At 69.1% G+C, this 25,387-nt stretch carries 28 protein-coding genes and 1 tRNA gene; 15 read left to right on the top strand and 14 right to left on the bottom strand.

Annotated features, from left to right (window positions below; all coding sequences use genetic code 11):
• Window positions 1–80 precede the first annotated feature (80 nt).
• Both DMC61_RS03445 and DMC61_RS03440 read left to right on the top strand, forming a co-directional pair.
• Complete coding sequence (locus tag DMC61_RS03445; protein ID WP_125686715.1) at window positions 81–842, top strand: serine protease; 762 nt, start codon at window positions 81–83, stop codon at window positions 840–842.
• A 7-nt stretch (window positions 843–849) separates the two neighbouring features.
• Window positions 850–1,068, top strand: coding sequence for an RNA-binding S4 domain-containing protein (locus DMC61_RS03440; RefSeq protein ID WP_016330720.1), 219 nt, complete (start codon window positions 850–852; stop codon window positions 1,066–1,068).
• On the opposite strand, the gene DMC61_RS03435 is transcribed toward DMC61_RS03440, so the two are convergent.
• Entirely contained in the window at window positions 1,065–2,009 is a 945-nt protein-coding gene (locus DMC61_RS03435) for an Ldh family oxidoreductase (protein ID WP_123798234.1), read from the bottom strand. The two genes, DMC61_RS03440 and DMC61_RS03435, sit on opposite strands and share 4 nt — an antisense overlap.
• Before the next feature lie 113 nt (window positions 2,010–2,122).
• Between DMC61_RS03435 and DMC61_RS03430 the strand changes: the two genes are divergently transcribed.
• The 3 genes from DMC61_RS03430 (at window position 2,123) to DMC61_RS03420 (ending at window position 2,929) form a co-directional block, all read left to right on the top strand.
• Window positions 2,123–2,410, top strand: coding sequence for a DUF2277 domain-containing protein (locus DMC61_RS03430; RefSeq protein ID WP_016330718.1), 288 nt, complete (start codon window positions 2,123–2,125; stop codon window positions 2,408–2,410).
• Window positions 2,411–2,433: 23 nt separating this feature from the next.
• A complete protein-coding gene (locus DMC61_RS03425) occupies window positions 2,434–2,796 on the top strand; it encodes a DUF4190 domain-containing protein (RefSeq protein ID WP_043847845.1) in 363 nt (120 codons plus the stop codon).
• A 44-nt stretch (window positions 2,797–2,840) separates the two neighbouring features.
• A tRNA-Ser gene (locus DMC61_RS03420) sits at window positions 2,841–2,929 on the top strand.
• A gap of 49 nt (window positions 2,930–2,978) precedes the next feature.
• Here the strand turns inward: DMC61_RS03420 and DMC61_RS03415 are convergent.
• Window positions 2,979–4,703, bottom strand: a complete 1,725-nt coding sequence (locus DMC61_RS03415; RefSeq protein WP_125686713.1) for an RICIN domain-containing protein — start codon at window positions 4,701–4,703, stop codon at window positions 2,979–2,981.
• A gap of 103 nt (window positions 4,704–4,806) precedes the next feature.
• Here DMC61_RS03415 and DMC61_RS03410 point away from each other — a divergent pair, with 103 nt between their 5' ends.
• Window positions 4,807–5,214, top strand: coding sequence for a YciI family protein (locus DMC61_RS03410; protein ID WP_125686711.1), 408 nt, complete (start codon window positions 4,807–4,809; stop codon window positions 5,212–5,214).
• Window positions 5,211–6,356: an RNA polymerase sigma factor gene (locus DMC61_RS03405; RefSeq protein WP_125686708.1), complete on the top strand. Its 1,146-nt coding sequence runs from the start codon at window positions 5,211–5,213 to the stop codon at window positions 6,354–6,356. The genes DMC61_RS03410 and DMC61_RS03405 overlap by 4 nt, the downstream gene beginning before the upstream one ends.
• Here DMC61_RS03405 and DMC61_RS03400 read toward each other — a convergent pair.
• On the bottom strand, window positions 6,346–6,849 hold the full coding sequence (locus tag DMC61_RS03400; RefSeq protein ID WP_199749878.1) for a MarR family winged helix-turn-helix transcriptional regulator: 504 nt from the start codon (window positions 6,847–6,849) through the stop codon (window positions 6,346–6,348). The genes DMC61_RS03405 and DMC61_RS03400 overlap by 11 nt on opposite strands.
• 539 nt (window positions 6,850–7,388) lie before the next feature.
• Here DMC61_RS03400 and DMC61_RS03395 point away from each other — a divergent pair.
• On the top strand, window positions 7,389–8,300 hold the full coding sequence (locus tag DMC61_RS03395; protein WP_125686706.1) for a neutral zinc metallopeptidase: 912 nt from the start codon (window positions 7,389–7,391) through the stop codon (window positions 8,298–8,300).
• 83 nt (window positions 8,301–8,383) lie between these two features.
• Here DMC61_RS03395 and DMC61_RS03390 read toward each other — a convergent pair whose 3' ends face one another.
• Window positions 8,384–9,925 (bottom strand): M28 family metallopeptidase, encoded by a 1,542-nt coding sequence (locus tag DMC61_RS03390; RefSeq protein ID WP_199749877.1) that lies wholly within the window; start codon window positions 9,923–9,925, stop codon window positions 8,384–8,386.
• Window positions 9,926–10,005: 80 nt separating this feature from the next.
• Here DMC61_RS03390 and DMC61_RS03385 point away from each other — a divergent pair, with 80 nt between their 5' ends.
• The gene (locus tag DMC61_RS03385) at window positions 10,006–10,983 is read left to right on the top strand and encodes an NAD(P)H-quinone oxidoreductase (RefSeq protein WP_125686704.1); all 978 of its coding nucleotides are present in this window, start codon (window positions 10,006–10,008) and stop codon (window positions 10,981–10,983) included.
• Here DMC61_RS03385 and DMC61_RS03380 read toward each other — a convergent pair.
• A complete protein-coding gene (locus DMC61_RS03380) occupies window positions 10,980–12,179 on the bottom strand; it encodes a cysteine desulfurase-like protein (protein ID WP_016330709.1) in 1,200 nt (399 codons plus the stop codon). The two genes, DMC61_RS03385 and DMC61_RS03380, sit on opposite strands and share 4 nt — an antisense overlap.
• A 134-nt stretch (window positions 12,180–12,313) precedes the next feature.
• Between DMC61_RS03380 and DMC61_RS03375 the strand changes: the two genes are divergently transcribed.
• The gene (locus DMC61_RS03375) at window positions 12,314–12,919 is read left to right on the top strand and encodes a bacterial proteasome activator family protein (protein WP_125686702.1); all 606 of its coding nucleotides are present in this window, start codon (window positions 12,314–12,316) and stop codon (window positions 12,917–12,919) included.
• Window positions 12,920–13,001: 82 nt separating this feature from the next.
• On the opposite strand, the gene DMC61_RS03370 is transcribed toward DMC61_RS03375, so the two are convergent.
• From DMC61_RS03370 to DMC61_RS03350, 5 genes are read right to left on the bottom strand one after another with little or no spacing between them, the layout of a single operon-like run.
• Window positions 13,002–14,156, bottom strand: coding sequence for an epoxide hydrolase family protein (locus DMC61_RS03370; RefSeq protein WP_125686700.1), 1,155 nt, complete (start codon window positions 14,154–14,156; stop codon window positions 13,002–13,004).
• Between the two features lie 59 nt (window positions 14,157–14,215).
• Window positions 14,216–14,461, bottom strand: a complete 246-nt coding sequence (locus DMC61_RS03365; RefSeq protein WP_016330706.1) for a hypothetical protein — start codon at window positions 14,459–14,461, stop codon at window positions 14,216–14,218.
• 4 nt (window positions 14,462–14,465) lie between these two features.
• A complete protein-coding gene (locus DMC61_RS03360; protein ID WP_125686698.1) occupies window positions 14,466–16,043 on the bottom strand; it encodes a hypothetical protein in 1,578 nt (525 codons plus the stop codon).
• Window positions 16,040–17,008 carry a spore coat protein gene (locus DMC61_RS03355; protein WP_125686696.1) on the bottom strand — a complete coding sequence of 323 codons (969 nt, stop codon included), beginning with the start codon at window positions 17,006–17,008 and terminating at the stop codon, window positions 16,040–16,042. The genes DMC61_RS03360 and DMC61_RS03355 overlap by 4 nt, the downstream gene beginning before the upstream one ends.
• The gene (locus DMC61_RS03350) at window positions 17,005–17,751 is read right to left on the bottom strand and encodes a cytidylyltransferase domain-containing protein (RefSeq protein WP_125686694.1); all 747 of its coding nucleotides are present in this window, start codon (window positions 17,749–17,751) and stop codon (window positions 17,005–17,007) included. Before DMC61_RS03350 ends, DMC61_RS03355 begins: the two co-directional genes overlap by 4 nt.
• Window positions 17,752–17,800: 49 nt before the next feature.
• Between DMC61_RS03350 and pseB the strand changes: the two genes are divergently transcribed.
• A complete protein-coding gene (gene pseB, locus DMC61_RS03345; protein WP_125686691.1) occupies window positions 17,801–18,784 on the top strand; it encodes a UDP-N-acetylglucosamine 4,6-dehydratase (inverting) in 984 nt (327 codons plus the stop codon).
• Entirely contained in the window at window positions 18,777–19,910 is a 1,134-nt protein-coding gene (locus tag DMC61_RS03340; RefSeq protein WP_125686689.1) for a DegT/DnrJ/EryC1/StrS aminotransferase family protein, read from the top strand. Before pseB ends, DMC61_RS03340 begins: the two co-directional genes overlap by 8 nt.
• Here DMC61_RS03340 and pseI read toward each other — a convergent pair.
• From pseI to DMC61_RS03320, 4 genes are read right to left on the bottom strand one after another with little or no spacing between them, the layout of a single operon-like run.
• Complete coding sequence (gene pseI / locus DMC61_RS03335) at window positions 19,907–20,962, bottom strand: pseudaminic acid synthase (protein WP_125686687.1); 1,056 nt, start codon at window positions 20,960–20,962, stop codon at window positions 19,907–19,909. The two genes, DMC61_RS03340 and pseI, sit on opposite strands and share 4 nt — an antisense overlap.
• Window positions 20,963–20,992: 30 nt before the next feature.
• The gene (locus tag DMC61_RS03330; RefSeq protein ID WP_125686685.1) at window positions 20,993–21,445 is read right to left on the bottom strand and encodes a GNAT family N-acetyltransferase; all 453 of its coding nucleotides are present in this window, start codon (window positions 21,443–21,445) and stop codon (window positions 20,993–20,995) included.
• A gap of 3 nt (window positions 21,446–21,448) precedes the next feature.
• Entirely contained in the window at window positions 21,449–21,889 is a 441-nt protein-coding gene (locus DMC61_RS03325) for a hypothetical protein (protein WP_038507561.1), read from the bottom strand.
• Window positions 21,890–21,924: 35 nt separating this feature from the next.
• Window positions 21,925–22,554 carry a hypothetical protein gene (locus tag DMC61_RS03320; RefSeq protein ID WP_038507558.1) on the bottom strand — a complete coding sequence of 210 codons (630 nt, stop codon included), beginning with the start codon at window positions 22,552–22,554 and terminating at the stop codon, window positions 21,925–21,927.
• 145 nt (window positions 22,555–22,699) lie between these two features.
• Between DMC61_RS03320 and DMC61_RS03315 the strand changes: the two genes are divergently transcribed.
• Genes DMC61_RS03315 through DMC61_RS03305 form a run of 3 tightly spaced genes read left to right on the top strand, consistent with a single transcriptional unit; the run spans window position 22,700 to window position 25,386 of the window.
• Complete coding sequence (locus DMC61_RS03315) at window positions 22,700–23,653, top strand: ABC transporter permease (protein WP_199749876.1); 954 nt, start codon at window positions 22,700–22,702, stop codon at window positions 23,651–23,653.
• 3 nt (window positions 23,654–23,656) lie between these two features.
• Entirely contained in the window at window positions 23,657–24,481 is an 825-nt protein-coding gene (locus DMC61_RS03310) for an ABC transporter ATP-binding protein (protein WP_125686683.1), read from the top strand.
• Window positions 24,478–25,386: a glycosyltransferase gene (locus DMC61_RS03305; protein WP_125686682.1), complete on the top strand. Its 909-nt coding sequence runs from the start codon at window positions 24,478–24,480 to the stop codon at window positions 25,384–25,386. The genes DMC61_RS03310 and DMC61_RS03305 overlap by 4 nt, the downstream gene beginning before the upstream one ends.
• The last annotated feature ends 1 nt before the right edge of the window (window position 25,387 follow it).

Raw genomic sequence — 25,387 nt, 5'->3', positions numbered from 1 at the left:
GTTGATCGATTCGGGCTGTGTTCGCACCCCGCTTATGGTGATCTGTAACCGGACAGCCGTGGACGAGCGAAGGGAAGACGATGCGCCGCGCCCTGTTGCTCGTGCTCTGTGTCGTTCTGTCCGGTTGCTCCGCCGCGTCGGATCCCGCCGCGACCGAAGACGCCGCCCCCGCCGCGACGGTGGCGGCCACCCCCGAGGCACCGCGGACCAATCCCGCGATCGGCGCGCTCTTCCTGGACGGAACGCATTTCTGCACGGCCAGCGTCGTCCGCAGCGCCCCCGGCGACCTCCTGCTCACGGCGGCGCATTGCCTGCACGACGGCGAAGGCGGCGAGTACGCGACGGGGATCTCGTTCGCACCCGGCTACCACGACGGTGTCGCGCCGTACGGGTATTGGGAGGTCTCGGATCCGCAGGTTCCCGACGGCTGGGCCGAGTCCTCCGACCCGGACCTGGACGTCGGTTTCGCGACCGCCCGTCAGGCGGGCACCACGAAGACCCTCGAAAGCGTCACGGGCGCCAACACCCTGCTGACCGGCGGCGGATTCGCCCACTCGATCACCCTGACCGGGTATCCCGACGAACGGGAGGCGCCGGTCGTCTGCCACGGCACCAGCGCCCAGGCCGACACCTATCAGATGCGCGTCGCGTGCCCCGGTTTCACGACCGGCACCAGCGGCGGCCCGTGGGTGGTCGACCCGGACCCGAAGACCGAGCTCGGCACCGTCGTCGGCGTGATCGGCGGCTACCTCTACGGCGGGGACGATCCGGACACGTCCTACAGCAGCTACTTCGACACCGACGTCGCCACCTTGTACCGGAAGATGGACGCACGGGGATGATCTCCCCATGAGCATCCACGACGTCCCGATCACCGGTGAACCGATCCGCCTCGGCCAGTTCCTCAAACTGGCCAACCTGGCCGAAGACGGATCGCACGCCAAAGACCTCCTCGACGCCGAAGAGGTCACGGTCAACGGCGAGGTGGAGGTCCGGCGCGGCCGTCAGCTGACGAACGGCGACGTCGTGGAGGTCGGCGGCGAAGGCGGCCGCGTCGTCCTGGGCTAGCGGCCCTGCAACGGCGCCAGGCGCAACGCCTTCGCGAGTTCTTCGAGCTCGCGATGCACCGGCTCGTTGAGCGGGACACCCAGCGCCTGGCACTGTTCGAGGTACTGCGCCTCGCGCCAGCCCGGATAGCGGACCGGGGTGCCGCCCTCCCAGCCGAGCAGGCTGCCGAACAACGCGCTCGCGGCCTTGTAGAACCCGTCGGCGCTGCGCAGCGTCGTCGGCGCGATGGCCATCACCATCAGCCCGGTGTCGTGGTCGTGGTCGCCGACCCCCGACAGCACCCCGGCGAAGATCTCCACCAGCAGGGCGAAACCGGCGATCGCGGCGCTGTCGACCTCCGCCAGCGTGTCCAGGTCGAGCACGAATTCGGGGTACGCGCCGGCCGGGGCGGCCATGCCGAGCGGGTTCGCGGCCGTCCCGCGCTCCCCGCCCGCCGCCATGACGAGCCCGATCATGGTGTGCGGCAACGCCCTCGCGGCATGATGCCCGGCACGGCCGAACGGCCCGACGCCGCGTACCGACATGAGCCCGACGCCGTACCGGCCCGCCCGGGACACCGCCCGGTCCATCGCGTCGCCGACGGCCCACAGGCCCGGCGCGCGGCGGTAGTCGATCAGGGCCGCGGCGCCGCGGTCGGCGATCATCAGCGGTTCGGCCCTCGGCCGCACCATCCCGTTGGCCAGCATCGGCAGATGGAGACGGGTCAGTTCGGCGACGCCGGACTCCGGCGTTCCGGTGAGATCGCCGTGGCACAACGCCTCCGCGGCCATCCTGGCCCGCGACCACGGCAGGTCGTGCGCGGTGAAGATCTCGGTGACCAGGTCGATCAAGGCGTCGATCGGGACGCGCTGCCAAACCTGTTCCGGTATCGGGGAGGGTTCGGCCGGTTCGGGGATCGGCTCGACGGGCGCACGGCGGAGAGAGCGAGGTCTGAGGGGCACTCCGCCGAGGGTGCCCAAACGCGTTTTTCGGCGTCAACGAACCAGCGCAGCTTCTAACCGACTGTGTGATCGGAGCGCTCGGAAACGTCGGTGGGCGGACGTACGATCGGGGCATGTGCCGCAACATCACCACGCTACGAGGCCTGGAACCGGCGGCGACGCCGGACGAGATCGAGGCCGCCGCCCGCCAGTACGTCCGCAAGGTGTCCGGGGTGCAGAGCCTTTCCGACGCCACCCGCGAGCCGTTCGAGGCCGCCGTCGCCGAGATCACCGAGATCACCCGGCGTGTGCTGGCCGAGCTGCCCCCGCGCCGTCAGCCGCCGACGACGGTGCCGCCGCTGCGCCGTCCCGAGGTCCAGGCCCGAATCGCGGCGAAGGCCGCGAAGAGCCAGGCATCCTGAGCGTCGCCGGTTACGGTTAGCGGGTGACATACCCGCAAGACCCCTACGGTCAGCAGCAGCCCTACGGCCAGCAACCTCCGTACGGGCAGCCGTACCAGCAGCCGGGTTACGGATACGGCCCGGCGATGCCGCCGCAGGAACAGGGTCTGGCGATCGCGGCGCTGGTCGTGTCGATCGCGAGCCTCGTCGCGTGCAGCGGGCTGCCGTCGATCGCCGGCGTCATCATGGGGCATATCGCGCATTCCAAGGCCAAACGCGGGGAAGCGGGCGGCCAGGGGATGGCGCTCGCGGCGATCATCATCGGCTACCTCGGCGTCGCCATCATCCTGCTGCTCTTGGCGGGTTTCATCTTCGTGGGCATCCTGACCGACTGGGACTTCGACTAGATCCGAAGCGTTCCGGCAAAGCCCCGTCGGATACCCTCGACAGCGGTAGCGTGTCCGAGCGGCCGAAGGAACATGTCTTGAAAACATGCGAGGGCTCTGTCCTCCGTGGGTTCGAATCCCACCGCTACCGCCAGTCCTGAAAACGAAAGCGCCCCAGGCCGACCGACCTGGGGCGCTTCGCGTCACGCTGGCACCAGTGCCCAGACGGTCTCGTCACTACGGCCGCCCTGGAACGGCCGCTGCTCCAGCAGCGAAGCCGTGCCGTTGTTGATCTGCCGCACCGCCAGGTTGCTCGCCCTGTTCACCAGCCCGTAGCGCATGTCGGCGCTCCGCAACAGCTTCCACTGCTGGTTGACGGCCGAGCCGCAGTGCGTTTGTTCGAACTGCGCGCCCTCCGCGGTGCTGCCGGAGACCGGCCGCAGACACTGACCGCTCCGCTCGTTGGAGATCCTCCAGTACCCGCCGCCGACGTCGGTGAGCCGCCATTTCTGGCCGTTGTCGTTCTGCCTGGCCACATGGGTGATCTTCGCGCCTGCCGACGACGAGCCGTCGACGACCGCCGCGCTGTTGCCGTTGGTGGCGACGGTCAAGTAGTACTTCTTGCCCGCCTGCGGACCGGGATCGGCGACGGGGTTCAGGGTCCACTGCTGGTTGGCCGCCCCGGTGTAGGGCTGCTGGACCAGGGGCGCCGGGTACGCGCCGCCGTCGGTGATCGCGAATCCCGTCAGGTAGTTGAAGATCGCCACCTTGCCGTTGCCGAGCGGCTGGAACGCCCACCGCATGCCGTTCTGGCCGTTGCAGTTGTACTGCAGGATCGGCGTTCCCGGCGCCGTCCCGCTCTGGGCGCTGTCGGCGCACAGCTGGCTGTTGGCGTTGACCAGCTGAAGGCCGGTGTTGTACCCCAGGATCCACTTCTGGCTCGGGGAATCGGTCCGCGAGCGATGGCTGAGGTTGGCCAGCCCGCCGGTCGACGAGCCCACGACGTCGATGGCGTTTCCGCTCGCACCGGTGATGACGTAGGTCTTCCCGCCGCGGGCGTGGCCGTCGTCGTTGTCCGGGGTGTCCTTCTTGATCAGGAAGGCGCTGTTCGCGACGTTCCAATGCGTCGCGAGCCAGCTGCCCGGGGTGGGGTTCGTGCTGAAGTAGTCGTCGTTCCCGCAGTCCAGCAGCCGGTCGAAGTCGCGTTCCGTGCAGTCGAAGGACTGGGTGTCGCCGTAACACATCAGGTCCCATTCCTGGGAGCAGTGCCCGCCGCCCTGGTAGTGCGGCGCACCCGGCAGGACCGCGCCGAGCATGTGGCCCAGTTCGTGGGCGGCGGCGTTGACCCCCCAGCAGGGGACGGCGATCTCCGTGTAATGCCTGCCGTTGTTGAAGGCGTTGGCCGGACCGGGCTGGTCGTCGCTGTCGCCCCAGGTGCCCGCGCAGGTGTGCGGGTTGTCGGAGAACAGCATGTAGTCGCGGTCCGCGTTGTAGAAACCGGCCTGGATGGCGCGGTCGCGGATGGCGCCGGAAAGATACGTGCCGTCGGGCACCACGAGATTCGCGACGGCGACCTGGCATCCCGCGCCGGCCGTCGTCACGTAACGGAGATGTCTGCTGCCGCCGGTCGCCGCGGCGCTGTCGTTGAACGAATCGTCGATCCCGGACGCGTACGCGCGCAGGGACGGCACCACGGTCGCGTACCGGTCCGGCTGACCGGCCTCGCGGACGTAGACCAGCTCGACACGTTTGCCGGAAACCCCGTCGCCCTCGCAGACCACCGGGTTCGCGGCGATCAGCGCTTGGGCGACGGCTGGAGCGAGCGGGGCCGGGGCCACATCGGAGGCGCCCGCTTCTCCGGTGAGCAGGCCACAGATGAGACCGATGGTCACAAGCAGGCAGGCGGATCGCCGTTTCGCCTTGGACAAGGGCTCTTCCTTTCGCGATGGAGGAACGCCCTGACGACGCTAGAGATCGGATGTATGGCCGCGCCAGGCAGAAGGACCGGCAGTCTGCCGCTACCCTTCGGCCATGCCCAAGTACCTGCTGCTCAAGCACTACCGCGGCGCTCCGGCAGCGGTGAACGACATCCCGATGGAGCAATGGGCGCCGGAGGAGATCACGGCGCATATCGACTACATGCGGGACTTCGCGACCCGCCTCGTGGAGACCGGCGAATTCGTCGGAGAGCAGGCTCTCGCGCCCGAAGGCACCTTCGTCCGGTACGGCGGCGAGGGCAAGCCTCCGGTCACCGACGGTCCCTTCGCCGAGACCAAGGACCTCATCGCCGGGTTCATGATCATCGACGTCGACAGCTACGAGCGGGCGCTCGAACTCGCGGGTGAGCTGTCGGCCGCCCCGGGAGCGGGCGGGAAGCCGATCCACGAATGGCTCGAACTGCGCCCGGTGCTGGGTGAGCCGCTCGTCGGCACGGAGTGACCACCGAACCGGACGAGGCCCTGCTCCGGAGCCTCACACCGAACGTCCTCGGGATCCTGGTCCGCCGCGGCGCCGACTTCGCGTCGGCCGAGGACGCCGTCCAGGAGGCGCTGATCGAGGCCGTCCGCGTCTGGCCCGGCGACCGGCCGAAGGACCCGAAGGGCTGGCTCGTCACCGTCGCGTGGCGCAAGTTCCTCGGCATGGCACGGTCCGACGCCGCCCGCCGACGTCGCGAAGACCTCGTCGACGAAGAGCCGGCTCCCGGGCCCGCTCCCGCGGTCGACGACACGCTGCAGCTCTACTTCCTGTGCGCCCACCCGTCACTGACGCCGTCTTCGGCGGTCGCGCTCACCCTGCGCGCCGTCGGCGGGCTCACCACCCGCCAGATCGCCCAGGCGTACCTGGTGCCCGAAGCGACCATGGCGCAGCGCATCAGCCGCGCCAAGCGCACCGTCTCGGGAGTGCGTTTCGACCAGGCGGGCGACGTCGCCACCGTGCTCCGCGTGCTCTATCTCGTGTTCAACGAGGGCTACTCGGGCGACGTCGACCTCGCCGCCGAAGCCATCCGGCTCACCCGGCGGCTCTTCGGCTCGATCGACCATCCCGAGGTCGCCGGGCTGCTCGCCCTCATGCTGCTCCACCACGCCCGCCGCGCCGCGCGGACGTCGGCCGACGGCGAACTGGTGCCACTCGCCGAACAGGACCGCGGTGCCTGGGACACACGCCTGATCGCCGAGGGCGTCGAGATCCTGCAGGCCGCGCTGGCCCGCGACAAGCTGGGCGAGTTCCAGGCGCAGGCCGCCATCGCGGCGCTCCACGCCGACGCGCCGACCGCGGCGGAGACCGACTGGGTGCAGATCGTCGAGTGGTACGACGAACTCACGCGGCTGACCGGCAGCCCGGTCGTCCGGCTCAATCGCGCGGTCGCCGTCGGTGAGGCGGACGGGCCGCGCGCGGGGCTGGCCGCGCTCGCGGAACTGGACGCTTCACTGCCGAGGTACGCGGCGGTGGCGGCGTACCTCCACGAGCGCGACGGCGATCCGGCGACGGCGGCGCGGCTGTACGACGAGGCCGCCGGCCAGGCGGCCGACCCGGCCGAGCGTGCCCACCTGACGCGTCAGGCCGCGCGGCTCAGGAAGTGATCGGCGGCAGGCGCGGCAGGCCGTCGATCTCCGACAGGTGCTCCAGCACGCGCCCGAAAGCCTTCCCGAGCACTCGCTGCTCCTCTGGGCTCAGCAGGTCGATCAGATGCTCCCGGACCCCCTCGACATGCGTCGGCGCCGCGCCCTCCAGCAGCTCCGCACCGCTCTCGGTCATCTCCGCGACGACACCGCGCTTGTCGGCCGGGTCGCGTGTGCGGCGGATAAGGCCCTCCGCCTCCAGCCGGACCATCTGGTGCGAAAGCCTGCTCTTGGTCGAGCCGAGCATGCTCGCCAGCTCCGTCATCCGCATCCGCCGGTCGGGCTGGAGCGAAAGGCAGACCATGACCTCGTAGTCGGCGAGGGTGACGTCGTGGCGCTCGGAGAGCTCGCGATGGAGGCGTTGCCGCAGCCGCATGGTGGCGACGATGTACGAGCGCCAGGCGACCATCTCGGACTCGGACAGCCAGCGCACTTCCTTCTGCTCCACCGCCATCCACGCAGAGTAGAGCGTTGATCGCACAAGGCGCATACCCACCGGTCACTTTTCGGCACCTGAAAAATCCGGTGGAACATTCGCCCGAAGGAGGGTTACGAAAAGGTTGAGACTCGGCGCGAAAAGGCGCATTCTGCTTGTCAGCGGATGGTCGGGCAAGTACCGGGCGAACCCGTGGAAGGGTCGCCGGACCTGCTCCCAGCCGGGAAGGGTCAAGGTGGTGGTATGGCGGGTGATTCTCGCGGTTGACCGCCTGCTGTGTCCCCGCGACCGGAACGGAACGGACCGGGTCGGTCGCGACTGTGAACAGCGACGAGCGCGGGCATCTCGGATGCGCTCGACAATTCTGGCGCATTCGGCGTCACTCCGGCCTGTTTCGGGTTAGCGGCCTCTTCGACCGCCTCGGCAGCGCCAGGACGCCGGCCCGGTGATCGCGGCCGACCGGCGATCGGAACAAGACAACCTCGGTAGTCCTGGGTGCGGCCGCCCCTCGCGGCCGCACCCAGGCGTATCCGGAGTCTTCCGGCTACGCTTTCCCCGTGCGATTCGACGAAGGCGCGGGCCTGGACACCTCCGAGGTCGAGGACCTGCGCGGCGGTGGCGGCGGGATCGGCGGCCGGGTGGCACTCGGCGGCGGCGGGCTCAGTGTGGTCGGCCTGGTCATCTACTTCCTCTTCTCCCAATTCGGCGGCGTGAGCCTGAATCCGTCGTCGAGCGGGCTCGGCGGCTTGGGCACCGGGCAGCAGATGGACAACACGTCGCTGGCACAGGAGTGCAAGACCGGCGCGGACGCGAACCGGAACCACGACTGCGCGATCGTCGCCATCATCAACTCGATCCAGGACTACTGGGGACAGGAGTTCCAGCGGTCCGGGTCGACCTATCGCAAGGCCGTCACCAACTTCTTCAACGGCGGCGTGAACACGGCCTGCGGCAGCGCGACCTCCGACGTCGGGCCGTTCTACTGCCCCGGCGACTCCGAGGTCTACATCGATCTCGGCTTCTTCAACGAACTCCGCACCCGGTTCGGCGCGCAGGGCGGGCCGTTCGCGGAGGCGTACGTGCTGGCCCACGAATACGGGCACCACGTGCAGAACCTCACCGGAGTGTCCAAGAAGGGCACCGGGAGCGGGCCGACGTCGGGTTCGGTGCGGCTCGAACTGCAGGCCGACTGCTACGCCGGCGTCTGGGCGAATCACGCCACCACCACCCCGACCGAGAGCGGGCGGCCGCTGATCACCGAGGTCAGCCAGGAGGACGTCAATTCCGCGCTGGACACCGCCGCGCGGATCGGAGACGACTACATCCAGTCGAAGCTCGGCGGGGGCCGGGTCGACGAGTCGAAGTTCAGCCACGGGACCTCGGCGCAGCGGAAGAAGTGGTTCACCACCGGCTTCCAGACCGGCGAGCCGGCGCGGTGCGACACCTTCGCGACTAACAGCCTGGGCTGAGCGCTCCCCCCGTAGACGCTAGGAACGGTCCTTTCCTCGCAAAATTTGCGAGGAAAGGACCGTTCCTTGCATTCGAAGGGCTGCTACGCGGCGACGTGGTGGTCGTCGGCCTGGACCGAAGCCGTCATGCTTCGCTGCTGAGACCGCTCAGTCGCGCGAAGGGCCTTCGCCTTCGCAGTCGAGCTGCCCGACACACCGTTGATGTTCGCGGTGCTGGTCGCGTACACGCCCAGCGCCCACGCGACGGCGTCGGAGTTGCGCTCGAGCGCGACGCGGTCGACGTTGCCGAGGTTGTCGCACGCCTGGTGGTAGCACTTGTCGTAAGCGACATCGGCGCTGCCGCCCCACTTCGCCGCCTGCGCCGCGGTCTTCACGCCTTCGGCGCCGGTGAACAGGCCACCGGACGGGATGCCGACCGCGATGAACTGGCCGTAGTCGGAGCGACCGGTGAAGTCCGTGCCCTCGACCGGGACACCCTTGCCGAGCTGGAGGTAGTCGACCAGGGTCTTTTCGAGCTGAGCCGAACCGTACGGGCCCGCACCCGCGCCGACACCGTCGGAGTTGTCACCGTCGTAGGCGAAGTACGCCGCGTTCGGCGAGCCGATCATGTCGTAGTTGTAGTAGAGCGCGATGTCGAGCTGCTGCTCGAAGCTCAGCGAGTTGACGTAGTAGGTCGAGCCGACGAGACCGAACTCCTCGGCACTCCACCAGCCGAAGCGGACGGCGTTGTTGGCCTTGGGCTTGCTGCCCAGCTGCAGCGCGGTCTCCAGCAGCGCGGCGGAGCCGGTGCCGTTGTCGTTGATGCCGGGGCCCTCGGTGACGCTGTCGAGGTGGGCGCCGAGCATCACGACGTTGTCCTTGCGGCCGGTCTTGGTCTCGGCGAGGACGTTGTAGCTGGTCCGCTCCTCCTGGAAGGCACGCAGGTCGAGGGTGACCGAGGCGCCGGCCTTGCCGGCGAGCGCCTGGCCGTCGGCCTGGGTGATGCCACCGGTCGGGATCTTGGCCGCGGACGGGTCGCCCAGGGTGCCGTTGACCGGGCCCGGGACGTTGTTGTAGACGATCGCACCGACGGCACCCGCCGCGGCGGCGGTCGCCTGCTTCTGCGCGAAGGAGCAGCCACCGCGCTGGATCAGCGCGATCTTGCCGGTGACTCCGCCGGCGTAGTCGGCCGCTTCGCAGCCGCTGGTGTCGTCGACCGGGACCACCGCGAGCGGGGCGGTGATTCCGCCGTCCGGAGTCGACGGGCTGTAGGACATGATGATGATCGGGACGTCGGCGCCCGCGACCGTCAGCCTCTCCGCGAGGGTTTCCGCGTAGGTGAAGGGGAACTCCTGCCGCGTGACCGTGAAGCCCGCCTGCTCCAGCTTCGTGGCGACGTACTCCGCGGACTTCTTGTGCCCTTCGGTGCTGGCGGCGCGGCGGCCGCCGTTCGCGTCCGAGATCCGCTGGAACGCGACCAGGTGCCGGTTGACGTTGTTCACGTCGACCTTGCTGACGAGCTGCTTCGCCAGCGCGGGACCGTCGATCCCCGTGGCCGCTGTCGCAGCGGGAGCCATTCCGACCGTGAGCGCGGCGGTGGCCATCACCACGATCGAGGGAACAATGCTTCTTCGCGAATATGACATGGGCGTCACCTTTGTGTGGTTTGCGCCACAGGTCAACCGACGTTCGGCGGACTTTACGACACCGGGATAGGGTCGTTTGTATGTACGCGATCACCATCCGTGAGCCCGGCGATCCCGATGTTCTCGAATGGACCGAGGTCCCTGATCCCGTGGCGGGTGAAGGCGAAGTCGTCATCGAGGTCGCCGCGAGCGCCGTCAACCGCGCTGACCTGCTGCAACGTCAGGGAAACTATCCTCCGCCGCCGGGTGCCAGCGAAATCCTCGGGCTCGAATGTTCGGGCACGATCGCCGAAATCGGCGAAGGCGTCGAAGGATGGCGAATCGGCGACGAAGTTTGTGCTTTGCTCGCCGGTGGTGGCTACGGGGAAAAGGTCGCCGTTCCGGCCGGACAACTGCTTCCGCTTCCCGCCGAAGTCGAATTGCTCGCGGCCGCCGGACTGCCCGAAGTCGCGTGCACGGTTTGGGCGAATGTGGTGATGCACGCCGGCTTGTCCGAGGGTGAGGTCCTGCTCGTGCACGGCGGCGCGGGCGGCATCGGCACGCACGCGATCCAGGTCGCGAAGGCGCTCGGCGTGACGGTCGCGGTGACGGCGGGTTCGGAAGCGCGGCTGGAGAGCTGCCGCCAGCTCGGCGCCGACATCACGATCAACTACAAGGAGCAGGACTTCGTCGAGGTGCTGCGCGCCGAGACCGGCGGCGCGGACGTCATCCTCGACAACATGGGCGCCAAGTACCTCGACCGCAACATCGACGCGCTGAAGGCCAACGGCAGGCTGGTGATCATCGGCATGCAGGGCGGGGTCAAGGGCGAGCTCAACATCGGCAAGCTGCTCGGCAAACGCGTGAGCGTGTACGCCGCCGGGCTGCGGTCGCGGCCCCTGGCGCAGAAGGCGGCGATCGTCGCCGACGTCCGCGAGCGGCTTTGGCCGTTGGTGGAGCAGGGTTCGGTGAAGCCGATCGTCGGCCAGGTCGTCCCGATGGCCGAAGCCGCGTCCGCGCACCGCGCGCTCGAAGAAGGCACGGTTTTCGGCAAGGTTCTGCTGGCGGCGAAGTCTTAGCGGATCTCTTCCAGCACTCGGACGAGCTGATTGACCTCGAAGACGTTCGAGTAGTGCGCGAGCCCGATGCGGACGGCGCCGCCGACTTCGGCGGCGCCGAGCGACCCGAAGACACCGCTCGTCCCGTCGTCGGCGAAGGCGCAGAGCCCCTGGGACGCCAGGTATTCGGCGACCTCGGGTGCTTTCTTGCCCGCGACGGCGAACGCGAGCGCGGGGATCCTGCGCATGGCGTCGCCGATGACCATGACGTGCCGCAGCGAACGCAGCTCCGTGGACAGCTGTGCCAGAAGTCCCGCGTGGTACGACTTCGCCGAGCCCAGCGACGTCACCAGCTTCTCGCGCCGGGAGCCCAGCGCGGCGTCGTCCAGACCGGCCAGATAGTCGATCGACGCGATCAGCCCGGCCAGCAACGGGTACGCGTGCGGACCCAGCTCCATCCGGGCCGGACCGCGCGCGGCCGGGTCGAGCGAGACCGACGGCAGCCGTTCGAGCAGTTCGGGATCGCGGAAGACCAGCGCCCCCACCGACGGCCCGCCCCAGGCCTGCGCCGAAACCACCATCACGTCGGCGCCGAGCGCGTTGAGGTCCAGTGGCACGAACGGCGCCGCGTACGTCGCGTCGACGACGACCAGCGCGCCGACACGTTTGGCGAACTCGATCACCGTCGGGACGTCGGGCCGCGTGCCGACCGAACCGGACGCCAGCGTGACCGCGACGGCCTTGGTGCGCGCGGAGACGAGGTTCTCGTACTGCCACGCGGGCAGCTCGCAGGTCTCGATGTCGATCTCGCCCCAGCGCACGACCGCGCCGACGCGTTTCGCCGCGCGGCGCCACGGCGCGAGGTTGGCCTCCTCGTCGAGCCGGGAGACGACGACCTCGTCACCGATCGTCCAGCGATCGGCCATCGCGTCGACGAGACGGCGGATGAGATCGGGCGCGTTGGGTCCGAGCACGACTCCGGCCGGGTCGGCGCCGACCAGGTCGGCGACCGCCCGGCGAGCGGCCGTGACAATGCTTTCCGCGCGCTGGGAGGCCGGAAACGCTCCACCCGGCCCGGACACCGGAGCGCGCATGGCCGTGGATACGGCCGAAGCGACCTGTTCAGGTACGAGCATTCCGGCGGCGCCGTCGAAGTGAATCCAGCCGTCACCCAGCGCGGGAAACAACCCACGGATACGAGCGACGTCGAACGCCATGTGGACACCGTACGGACGTGCGGTTTGGCGCTTTACCCGGGGTTGGCTGCCCGATCACGGGGCGCGACGATTCCCGCTACGCTCGGAGACGGCGCTGAAAACCACACTGCGCTTCGTGCCCGACGTAGGCCAGGATGGAGCACATGACCGACCCAGTTTCCCGCGAATCGACCACCCCCGGTGACGGCGGAGGAGACTCCACACACCATGTGGTGGTCGTCGGTCCCGACGGCACTCCGGTCGGCACCGCGCGCGTCGCCTCCCCCGGCGCCGACTCCGGCGAAGAGGCACACGAGGAATCGCTCGGCGACCTCGTCGAAGAGCCCGCCAAGGTGATGCGCATCGGCACGATGATCAAACAGCTGCTGGAGGAGGTCCGCGCCGCGCCGCTGGACGACGCTAGCCGCACCCGCGTGCGCGAGATCCACCAGACCTCGATCCGCGAGCTGGAGCAGGCGCTCGCGCCCGAGTTGCAGGACGAGCTGGAGCGGCTCGTGCGGCCGTTCACCGAGAACTCGACGCCGTCCGATGCCGAACTGCGGATCGCGCAGGCGCAGCTCGTCGGCTGGCTGGAAGGGCTGTTCAGCGGCATCCAGACCGCGCTGTTCGCGCAGCAGATGGCGGCGCGGGTGCAGCTGGAGCAGATGCGGCGGGGGCTGCCGGCGGGTCCTTCCGCGGGCGGCGCGCTAGGCGGCCACGGTGCCGCCGGCGAGTCGCACGGGCCGGGCCAGTACCTCTGACACGCGCCCCCTCTCCAAATGTCATGAAAGGGTCGTTCAGGACGTTTTTCGTCCTGAACGACCCTTTCATGACATCCGCGAGTCAGCGCAGCGGGCGGAAGAAGGCCCGCAGGTCCTCGATGAGCAGGTCCGGCACCTCCAGCCCCGGGAAGTGACCCCCTCGGTCCGGAGTGGACCAGTGCACGACGTTGTCGGTGCGCTCGGCGAGGTGCCGGATCGGCAGGCCGGTGTCCTTCGGGAACACGGCCACGCCGGTGGGCACTGTGGACTTCGCCGGCCCCTCGCCCCAGGCCGGACCCAGCGCGGCGTAGATCCGCGAAGACGAGTTCGCCGTGCCGGTGAGCCAGTAGAGCATCACGCTGGTGAGCAGATCGTCGCGATCGATCGCGTCCTCCGGGACGTCCCGCGAGTCCGAATAGGACTTGAACTTCTCCACCAGCCAGCCGAGCTGCCCGGCCGGTGAGTCGGTGAGCCCGTAGGCAAGCGTTTGCGGCTTGGTCGCCTGGATCATCGCGTAGCCCAGCTCGCCGCTCTGGAACTCCCGCCCGCGCGCCAGCGCCGCCTCACCCCGCGCGAGCTCTTCGCCGGTGAGCCCTGCGAGATCGGCCTCGGATTCCGGGACCGCGTGCGGCAGCATCGTCAGATGCGCGCCGATCACCCGCTCCGGGCACCGGACGCCCACGTCGCGCGACACGATCGCGCCCCAGTCACCGCCGTGCAGCCCGAATCGCTCGTACCCGAGGCGCGACATCAGCACTCCCCAGGCGTCGGCGATCCGGCCGGTGCCCCAGTTCGCGTCGGTCGTCGGCCCGGAGAAACCGAACCCCGGCAGCGACGGCACGACGACGTGGAACGCGTCCCCCGGGTCGCCGCCATACGCGCGCGGGTCCGAAAGCGGCCCGATGACGTCGAGGAATTCCACAATGGACCCCGGCCAACCATGCGTGAGCACCAGCGGGATCGCGTCCGGCTCCGGCGACCGCGCGTGCAGGAAATGGACGTTCGCCCCGTCGAGGTTCGTCAGGAATCCGGGGAAGCCGTTGAGGCGTTCCTCGTGGGCGCGCCAGTCGTAGCGGAGGCGCCAGTACTCGGCGAGCTCCTGGAGGTACCCGAGCGGCGTCCCGAGGCCCCAGCCGACGCCGTCTATCTCGTCCGGCCAGCGGGTGTTCGCCAGGCGGGCGGTGAGGTCGTCGAGGTCGCGCTGCGGGACGTCGATCGTGAACGGCGTGATGGTCATGGGGACGACGGTAGGGCGGATCGAGGACAGTTACGGTCCTTGATCCAGTGTCCGCGCCCTTACAAGCGATATTCCCGCGGAACCCAGTCCGACATCAGGTCGGCGACATCCGCGACACGGTCTTCTTCAGCCTCCCGGCCCTGCTCACGGAGAAACAGGATCGTGTCGAGCAGTTCTTGATACAGCTTCTCCCGCGAGACACCGCGCTCGAGCTCCGCGGCGAGCAGGGGCCGGATCTCGAAGATGGTCAGACCCGCGGCGACGAGCTCCAGAAGACGGGTCCGGAAGTCCGCACTGACCCCCATGCCCTCATCCTCCCGGCAGCTGGGCACGCAGCCGGTCGAGCCAGCGGTCGATGGTGTCCTCGTACCGGCCGGGGTCGTTCCGGCGCTGTGCCTCGCCGACGGACTCGTCGAGCGCCGCGCGGATTCGCGCGGCGTGCTCGGGCAGCGCGAAGACCTCCTGGAAGTAGCCTTCGCGCATCTGGACGTCCGCGACCAGCTGATAGTCGCGCGCCGCGTCGGGGACGATGAGGCCGTACGCCCAGCCGGGGGTGGCGCCGCGGTCGCGAGCGGTGACGACGATGACCGTCGGGCGGACGGCCTTGACGACGTCCGTCGGCGGGGCGCCGTGCGCGATGGCCTCGTCGTTCAGTCCGATGTAGTCGATCGACTTCCAGCCGCTGTAGTACGGGATCGCCCCCGCGTCGGAGACCGCCAGGCTCCGCGCCGCCTCCGGCACCTGGGCGTTCGCGAGGCCCTTGCCGATGGCGACGTGGGCGCGCTGCAGGTCGGGACCGTAGTTGGCGATCACCGGCAGATCCGTCGACTGCGCACCGGTGACGGCGACCCAGCCGACCGCCACCGCGCCGGAGACCGCGGCGATCCACCGGCGGCCGAGGTGTGCCATCGCCAGTCCCGCGCCGAGGCACAGCACGGGGAAGGCGTGGAACGCGAAGCGGTGGATGTAGTCCATGGTCGGCCCGGAAACCGCGTAGGTCATGCCGGTCAGCAGGACGACCGACGAAAGCACCAGGCCCGCTCCCCTGCTCGCCTTCCGGAACAGCAGGAAGACGGTCAGCGCCAGCAGCGGGAGGACGAGCCAGGCGGTGGTCTCCAGCCAGACCGATCCGGCGTCGAGGTTGCCGAACTTGACGTAGAAGGTGTTCGGGAACAGATGCCCGAAGTACGTCCACCGCCAGACGAAGTAGCCACCGCCGAGGACGAGGACAGCGGCCGCCAGCGCCCAGGTCCGCCGTCGTCCACGCCCGAGCCACAGCCAGATCAGGAAGGCCGGGAAGGTCGCGAGGACACCTTCGGGCCGGATCATCCCGGCGAGCAGCAGCAGGAGCGGCGGTTCCCAGTCGCGCACCGCGCGGCCCTGGACGAGGTCCACGCCGACGATGGCGGCACGCAGCACCACGGCGGCGAACGCGATGGTCTCCAGGCCGGCGGTGACGTGGAAGTAGGTCGGCACGAACAGCAGCAGCGCGCCGCCCGCCACGAGCGCGCCGAGGACGCCCGCCGCGCGATGCCCGGCGCGGACCAGCATCACCAGGATCAAGCCGCCCAGTACGACGGACGTCATCTTGGCGACGGTCTCCAACGGCAGGCCGGCGAGGGCGAACGGGACGTGCCAGAGCATCCAGAGGAAGTTCGTGAAGCCCTCGATCGGGTCTTCGCCCACGTTCCACACCGGACCGTGGCCGTCCGCCATGTTCGCCGAGTACCGGAAGGTGATGAAGGCGTCGTCGATGGTGAAAAACCACGCCGCCCAGCATCCGGCGAGGAAGAGCGCTCCGAAACCGAGCAGGACGACGAGAAGTCCTCGACGCGGTTTCGGTTCCGGGACGGCGTCGGCCTCGCTTCGCTCCGCCGTGGTCGTCATTCCGCCATCCTCGTCTTCTCCAGCCGGTCCAGTACCCGGTCGACTCCTCGGCCGTCCACAAGAGCCATCGAAGTCGCGGAAAGACCGTTACGCACGGCCGAGTCCGACAGCAGTCCCCTGAGCGTCTCGGTGGCCCCGCCGTCGAGCGCGTCCGCGCTCCCCAACCCGGCCGCCAGCCCGAGATCGAGTGCCGCGCGATATCCCGCGTCCTGGTTCTCCACGAGCCGGACGACGGCGGTGGGCACGCCGAGGCAGCACAGTTCGAGGAGGGTCACCCCAGCCGCGCTGATCGCCACGTCCGTTTCCACCAGCAGGTCGAGCAGGCCCGGCCCCGGCGGCGCGATGCGGAACTCCTGGCCGGGCAGCGGTTCGGGCACGGTCGGTTCACCGCGTACGAGCACGTCGGCTTCGAAGGGCGCGTGAGTGTCGCGAAGGGCGCGTAGGAGCGCGCTGACCGTTTCGGCCCATTCCGCGCCTCCTCCCAGCACGACGGTGATCCGCGGTCGTTCCCCTACTGGGCCCTGGGACCGCTTTTCCCGCGCACGCACGACGGCTTCCCTCAGTGGCGCGTAGCGCGCGCCTCGCAGCAACTCACCCGAGCCGTCTTCGGGACGAGGACCCGGCTCGAAGGCGCAGTCGACGACGAGGTCCGCCGCACGCCTGCCGAAAACGTCGTCCTCGATGGACACCAGCAGCGCGCCCGCGGCGTTGACCTCCTCACGCAGTTCGCCGAGGCCGTAGTGATCGACGACCACCGCGTCGAAACCCTCGAAGGGCGCGGACGGCACCACCGGGACCGAAAGCTCGCCGAACCGGGCGGCCAGCCATTCGGCGTTGTCCACCCGGCCCGCGAACACGACCTCCCAGCCGCGCGCGACGGCGCGTTCGGCATAGGCGACCATGCGCGCGACGTGGCCGGCGCCGATCGACGGCGAGGCGTCGGCTCGAAGCAGCAGCCGGGTCACCTGGCCACCTTCTTCTGTTCGACATGCTCGTTGAGCTTCGCCAGTTCGGGCCGTGAGCGCAGCACCGCGACCACCTCGCGCCAGTCGCCGACGCGGTCGCCCAGTTCGGCGACGATCCCTTCGATGACCGACCAGTCCTCGACGGTGTCCAAAGTCACGCGCAGGTCGTCGGCGGGCGGGCTGACGACGATCCCGGCGCACGAGTACCGCTCCGGGTTCGCGTAGACGCCGGAGGTGACGTGCTCGCGATCGGCGCCGCGGGCCGTCTCGATCTGTTCGGCGAGCACCCCGGTGCGCACGAGCTCGGCGTCGAACCCGCGCGGCAGGGTGCGCACCAGCACGGTGCTCAGATAGTCCAGCGACGGCTGCGCGCGCCACTGCGCCACGAGCTGGCCGATGAGGTGGGGATCCAGCAGCGGGCAGTCCGCCGTGAGCCGTACCACCGCGTCGGCCGGGTAGGACTCGATAGCGACCGCGAAACGCGCGAGGACGTCGTCGAGCGGCCCTCTCGCGACCAGGGCACCGTGCCGGGCGGCCTCCTCGGCCACCGCGTCGTCGTCGGCCTCCGTCGAGGTCGCGACCACGACGTTGTCGATCCCCGGCGAAGCGGCGGCGGCCCGGACGACCCAGCCGAGGACGCTCCGGCCCGCCAGGGGGCGGAGCACCTTGCCAGGTAGCCGGGTGGACGACGCGCGTGCCTGGATGACGGCGTTGACCACGTGGGCCCCGGGGTCTGGATCCATGGGTGACATGATGTCCTGCGGCAGTAGCACCGAAACGCGGAGGTCAACGATGTCCGAGCTGGATGGCTCCAGCATCCTGCTCACCGGCGGGACCGGTTCGTTCGGCAAGGCGTTCATCACCTACGCCCTGGCCGAGCTGAACCCGCGACGGCTGGTCGTGCTCTCCCGCGACGAGCTCAAGCAGTACGAAGCGCGCCAGCAGTTCGACAACGACCCGCGGCTGCGCTGGTTCATCGGCGACATCCGGGACCGCCGCCGCCTCGAGCGCGCCATGCACGGCGTCGACTACGTGGTGCACGCCGCCGCGCTCAAGCAGGTCGACACGGGTGAGTACAACCCGTTCGAATTCGTGCAGACCAACGTCGTCGGCTCGCAGCACGTCATCGAGGCCGCGATCGACACCGGGGTGAAGAAGGTCGTCGCGCTGTCGACGGACAAGGCGTCCAGCCCGATCAACCTCTACGGCGCCACGAAGCTGTGCGCCGACCGGATGTTCATCAGCGCGAACCACTACGCCGCGACGCATCCGACCAGGTTCTCCGTGGTCCGCTACGGCAACGTGATGGGCTCGCGCGGCAGTGTGATCCCGTTCTTCCGCGCGCTCGCGGCCAAGGGCGAGTCGCTGCCGATCACGCACAAGGAGATGACCCGGTTCTGGATCACGCTCCCGCAGGCCGTGCAGTTCGTGATCGATTCCTTCGACCAGATGAACGGCGGCGAGCTGTACGTGCCACGTATCCCGAGCATGCGGCTGGTCGATCTCGCGCAGGCGATCGCGCCCGGTTCGCCGATGCACGAGGTCGGCATCCGTCCCGGCGAGAAGCTGCACGAAGAGATGATCGCCCCCGACGACGCCCGCCGCACCGTGCGGCTGAGCGACCGGTACGTCGTCCAGCCGCATATCGCGGGCTGGGGTTACGAACCGCCGACCAGCGGCGAGGCCGTGCCGGAGAACTTCGCCTACCGCTCGGACACCAACGACCTGTGGCTCGACGCGGACGAGCTGCGCGACCTGGTCGAGCAGTATGGCTGACTTCCTGCCCTACGGCCGTCAGTCCGTTTCGGACGAGGACATCGCCGCCGTCACCGAGGTGCTGCGCGGCGACTGGCTGACCACCGGCCCCGCCGTCACGCGCTTCGAATCGGACCTCGCCGAGCACACCGGTGGCACGCCGGCGGTGGCCGTCACCTCGGGCACGGCCGCGTTGCACGTCGCGTACGCGGCGGCCGGGATCGGTCCCGGTGACGAGGTCGTCACGTCTCCGATGACCTTTGTCGCCACCGCCGCGACAGCCGCACTGCTCGGCGGCAAGGTCGTGTTCGCCGATGTCGAGGCGGACACCGGGAACCTCGATCCGGCGGCGGCTTCGGCGGTCGTCACCACCCGGACCAAGGTCGTCGCGGCCGTGGACTACGCCGGCCACCCGGCCGAGCTGGACGAGCTCGGCCGGATCGCGCACGACAACGGCGCACTGCTGCTGGAAGACGCCGCGCATTCGGTGGGCGGAAGCTCCCACGGCAGGCCGGTCGGCTCGCTCGCCGACCTCACGACGTTCTCCTTCTTCCCCACCAAGAACCTCACCACGGCCGAAGGCGGCGCGGTGGTCGCCGGTTCGGACGAGCTGCTGACGCGCGCCCGCGGTTTCCGCAATCACGGGCTGGTGCGGGACAAGGCGGCGCAGCGGTATCCGGACGAAGGCGCTTGGCATCAGGAGGTGCACGAGTTCGGCCTGAACTACCGGTTGCCGGATGTGTTGTGCGCCTTGGGAAGCAGCCAGCTGCGCAGGCTCGCGGAGTTCAAGAAGCGGCGCGCGGAGATCCACGCGCGCTACACCGCCGCACTGTCCTCATTGGACGGAGTGCTGACGCCCGCGGTGCGTGAAGGCGCGGATCCGGTGTGGCACCTGTACCCGCTGCGAGTCCTCGAAGGACGCCGCCGCGCGCTGTTCGATCACTTGCGCGCCAAGGGAATCGGCGTACAGGTCAACTACATCCCCGCGTACTGGCACCCGGTGTTCGAGGACCTCGGATACCAGCGCGGGATGTGCCCGAACGCGGAGCTGTACTACAGCCAGGAGCTCTCACTGCCGCTGTTCCCGGCGCTGACCGACGCCGACGTGGACCGCGTCATCGACGAGGTCCACGGCTTCTTCGGCTAGATCAGGCCCCAGGTGAGCGCGGTGCCCTTCGGAACATCGGAGGAGAAGGTGCGGCCGAGCACGTTCACGATCTCGGCGGGGGCCAGCCCACCGGCGGGCCGGATCGAGCGGACGTTCTCCCGCGTCACCGTGTCCCCGGCACGCACGTCTTCCACGACGTACAGGGAACGCCGCAGCCGCAGGCCTTCCTTCTCGCTCTCGCGCGGCCCGATCACCGCCGCGCCCAGCGCCTCCCACGCGCGGTGCGATTCGGTGACCAGCGCGGCCAGTTCGGCGGGCTCCAGGGAGAACTCCGAGTCGACACCGCCGTCGCTCCTGGCCAGCGTCACGTGCTTTTCGATGGCTACGGCACCGAGCGCGACAGCCGCGAGCGGGGCGCCGATGCCGGGCGTGTGGTCGGACAGGCCGACGAGCGTCCCGGTCACGCCCGCCAGGACGGGCAGGCCACGCAGGTTGCTCTCGGTCGGCGACGCCGGGTAGCTCGCGGTGCAGCCGAGCACGATCAGCTGGTCGTTGCCCGCCTCGCGCGCGGTCCGGACCGCCGCGTCGATCTCGGCGACGCTGGCCATCCCGGTCGAGATGATCAGCGGTTTGCCGGTCTTCGCGCACAGTTCGATCAGCGGCAGGTCGACGATCTCCGACGAGGCGATCTTGTACGCGGGCGCGTCCAGCGACTCCAGCAGTTCGACGGCGGTGGGGTCGAACGGGCTGGAGAAGATCTCCAGGCCACGGGCCCGGGCGCGCTCGAACAGCGGCTCGTGCCATTCCCACGGCGTGTGGGCGCGCTCGTAGAGCTTGTAGAGGTTCTCGCCGCCCCACAGCGAATGCGAGTCGCTGACCCGGAAGGCGGGGGCGTCGACGTCGATCGTGATGGTGTCCGGCCGGTAGGTCTGCAGTTTCACCGCCTGCGCGCCGGTTTCGGCGATCGCGTCGACGATCTCCAGTGCCCTGGCGAGTTCGCCGTTGTGGTTACCGGACATTTCGGCGATGACGAACGGCGGATGCCCGGCCCCGATGCGGTGCGCGCCGATCCGGACTTCCTGTGCTGACATGGACGAAACGCCTCCCTGACGACGGTCTGGTCAGGACACAGTCTTACGCAGCTTCCGGAAACCGTCGACGGCAGGCGCGGTCTCGGTGTACCCGGCCCGGTCGAAGAGCGCGGCCGACGCCGCGTTGTCCCGGTGCACGGCCGCGACCACCACCCGCACCCGGTGACCGGCGGTGAAGGCCCGCTCGCCCTCCGCCAGGACCGAAGCCGCCAATCCGCGGCCACGGCTTTCCGGCGCGAGAGTGATGCTGACCTCCCAGACGCCCTCGTCCTCGCGGTCGAACCGGACGGTGCCGACCGGGACCCCGTCGAGTTCGACGACGTACAGCACCCTGTCCGGCGACGCCAGCACCCCACGCAACCACGCGGAATGCTCGTCGAGCGTGATCACCGCGGTCGAACGGGACGCCTGCCGGGTACGAGGGTCGTTCCGCCAGGCGAGCAGCAACCCGGCGTCGGCCTCCGTGGCCTCACGAGCCAGCACGGGTCACTGAGTCTGCTCGATGGTTTCGCGCTGGCGGTCCTCGATCCGGCGCAGCCGGTCCTCGTACCGCGCGATCCCGGCGAGCCGGACGCGGATCTGGGCGTGCTGGCGCTGGATCTCCTGGATCAGGCTGCGCGCCTCGGCCAGTTCGGGCTTGTCGGCGTGCACCGGCAGCGACAGCGACTCGCGCAGATCCTCCAGCTGGGCCTCCTGTGCCGCGACGCTCGGGATCAGGCGGTCCAGCTCGGCGCGGGTCCAGCGCAGGTCGCCGCGGGCGTGTTCGAGGCCGCTCTCGGCGCCGTCGAGCCGGCGGCGGTGGTCCGCGGTGGCGTGTTCGAGGTCGTTGACGCGTCCGTTGAGGTCGCGAAGCCGCTCGTCGATCCGGAAGTCGATGAGCCGGGCGATCCGGCCGATCACGCCGCTGCGGAGTTTCTGCACTGCCATGGGGTGTTCCTTCTCGGGATGGGCTGGCTGGGAGTTCAGCGCAGGAGTTCGGTTTCGCCGGTCTTCGTCCACGAGTCCAGCAGCCTGCCCTCGGCGGCGATGCGGTGCTCGGGTCCGACGATGCAGGAGTCGCCCGCGGCGTGCTCCCAGTGGGTCTGGGCCGGGTCGTCGATGAACGAGAACCCGGACAGGACCAGCGTGGCGTGCGGGAACGACGTGCGCGCGATCCACGCGGCCAGCGTCCCGGTGGTCGACCACAGGCCTTCTTCGCGGCTCGGCAGCCCGAGCGCGTCGGACAGCGGCAGGACGACCTCGCGGTTCGGCACCGGCACGTAACCGAGGTCACCGGGCCACCAGCCCGGGATGTCTTCGGGCTCCCAGTGCATCCGGCCCGGCTCGACCAGCAGGTAGAGCCGCTTGCGGTAGTCACGGAAGACGTGCTTGGTGGCGCGGACGGCCCGGTTGAACACCACGACGTGCACCCGGCTACCGACCGTTTCGGGTCCGCCCGGCTCGTCCACGACGAAGCCGTTGACGCGGATCACGAGGTCACACGCGTCGATGGCCTTCGCCCGCCGGGGGTCCGGCGGAAGCGGCTGATTCCCGACCACGGCCACCGAACGGGGCTCCGGCCGGTCGGCGTATGCGGCGAGCAGATTGACCATCAGGCTCGCGTCGCCGAGTGCAGCAGTCATGAGGGCAGAAAGTACCAGCACACGCACCGCGTTCGGGTTCGAATCCGACGGTAGCGTTCCGTGGTCGGGACGGGGCGCCCCAGGCATCATCGGCCCCATCGGTACCCTCGTTCCCGTGCATGCCACCAGCACGGTTCACGCCGCCGACGGTGCTGCGCCGACCTCGGTTCCGCCGATTTCGGACAGCAAGACCTTTTCGCGCGCGTTCGCCGATATCAAGACCGGTTTCGCCGCCAAAGAGCTGTGGGGACACCTCGGCTGGCAGGACATCAAGCAGCGCTATCGCCGCTCGGTGATCGGCCCGTTCTGGATCACCATCAGCCAGGGTGTCATCGCGCTCGGCCTGGGGCTTCTGTACTCACAGTTGTTCAACATGCCGACGGCGACGTTCCTTCCCTACATCAGCACGGGCTTCATCGTCTGGGGCTTCATCAGCGGCTGTCTGTCCGAGGGCATGGAGACCTTCATCTCCAACGAGGGGCTGATCAAACAGCTCCCGGCACCGCTCTCGGTCTACGTGCTGCGAACGGTCTGGCGGCAGACCCTCATGCTGGCGCACAACCTGATCATCTACGTGATCGTGGTCGCGATCTTCTTCACCTCGCTCAACCACCAGTACTCGCTGAACACCGGCAACTGCTACGAGGGCTTCTCCGGTATCTGCCACCCCGGCATCGGCTGGTACTCGCTGAGCGCGATCCCCGGCATCCTGATGCTCGCGCTGAACGCCGGCTGGGTCACCCTGCTGCTGGGCATCATCTCGACCCGTTACCGGGACATCCCGCAGGTGATCAACTCGCTCATCCAGCTGCTCTTCTACATGACGCCGATCGTGTGGCCGATCGACCAGCTGATGGCGGGTGGGGCCCGTGACGGCATTTCGGCGGCCCTCCCGTTCGTCTACGCCAACCCGCTCTTCCACTTCATCCAGATCGTGCGCGCGCCGCTGATCGGCCAGGCCGTCAGCCTCAACAGCTGGTACGTGGTGCTCGGCATCACCGTCGTCGGCTGGGGTCTCGCGCTGGTCGCGATGCGCAATTACCGTTCCCGCGTCTCTTATTGGGTGTGACAGATGGTCAGCATTGATGTGCACAACGCCTACGTCGACTTCCCCATTTTCGACGCGAAGACCCGCTCCATGAAGAAGAAGGTGCTGGGCAAGGTCGGCGGCAAGATCGGCACCGAGAGCAAGGTGCCGATCATCGAAGCCCTCCACGACGTGAGCCTCCAGCTCCGCGAAGGCGACCGGGTCGGCCTTGTCGGCCACAACGGCGCCGGCAAGTCGACGCTGCTGCGGCTGCTGTCCGGCATCTACGAGCCCACCCGCGGTTCGGCGAAGATCTCCGGCAAGATCGCGCCGGTCTTCGACCTCGGCATCGGCATGGACCCGGAGATCTCCGGACTGGAGAACATCATCATCCGCGGCCTGTTCCTCGGGATGACCGCGAAGCAGATGGAAGCCCGCGTCGACGACATCGCGGAGTTCACCGAACTCGGCGACTACCTGCAGATGCCGCTGCGGACCTACTCGACCGGTATGCGGGTGCGCCTGGCGCTGGGTGTGGTCACGTCGATCGACCCGGAGATCCTGATCCTGGACGAGGGTATCGGCGCGGTCGACGCGGCGTTCCTCAACAAGGCGAAGGACCGGCTGAAGGCGCTGGTGAAGCGGTCGGGCATCCTGGTGTTCGCCAGCCACTCGGACGAGTTCCTCTTCGAGCTCTGCGACTCCGCCATCTGGATGGACGAGGGGCACGTCAAACAGCGCGGTTCGCTGCGCGAGGTGCTCACCGGCTACAAGGGGCGCGACCCGTTCGAGAACATGAGCAAGGAGACGCTGGAGCGGTTCGGTATCGAACCCGAGCCGGTGGCGACGACGAACGGTGGCCAAGGATGACCGACGAGACCCGGCAGTTACCCGAAGGCGCGGTCGTCGGCGTGGTCGTCACGCGCCATCGACGGGAACTGCTCGCGGACTCGCTCAAGGTGATCGCCGCGCAGACCCGGCCGGTCGACCACCTCGTCGTGGTCGACAACGGGCCGGACAAATCGGCGCGGGACATCGTCGAGAACTACCCGCTGCCCTTCACGTACCTGCCTTCGCACCGCAACCTCGGCGGCGCGGGCGGGTTCGCGCTCGGCATGTTGCACGCGCTTTCCCTTGGCGCGGACTGGATCTGGCTGGCCGACGACGACGGCCGTCCCGCCGACGAGAACGTCCTGGCGATCCTGCTGGACGAGGCCGAGAAGCGGAATCTGGCCGAGATCTCCCCGGTGGTGTCGAACATCGAAGCGCCGGACAAGCTCGCGTTCCCGTTGCGGCGCGGGCTGACCTGGAAGCGATCGTCGTCGGAGCTGGGCGCCGACTTCCTGCCGGGGATCGCTTCGCTGATGAACGGCGCGTTGTTCCGGGCGTCCACTTTGGACGTCGTCGGGGTGCCGGATCTGCGGCTGTTCTTCCGCGGCGACGAGGTCGAGCTGCACCGGCGCCTGGTGCGTTCCGGGCTGCCGTTCGGCACCTCGCTCAAGACCGCGTACCTGCACCCGGACGGCTCGGACGAGTTCAAGCCGATGCTGGGCGGCCGGTTCCACGCGCAGGATCCGGAGAACGAGGTCAAGCGCTACTACACCTACCGCAACCGCGGCTACCTGCTGTCGCAGCCGGGCATGCGCAAGATCGGCGCGCTCGAAGTGGTGCGGTTCGGCCTGTACTTCGTCGGTGTGAAGCGGGATCCGAAGGCCTTCCTGCAGTGGCTCAAGCTGGTTCGCCAGGGCCGCAAGGAGAAGTTCTACCGCTACTGAG

The sequence above is a fragment of the Amycolatopsis sp. WAC 04169 genome (genome assembly GCF_003947535.1).
In the GTDB taxonomy this organism is placed as follows: Bacteria; Actinomycetota; Actinomycetes; order Mycobacteriales; family Pseudonocardiaceae; genus Amycolatopsis; species Amycolatopsis keratiniphila.
This window is presented reverse-complemented; position numbering and strand designations above follow the sequence as displayed.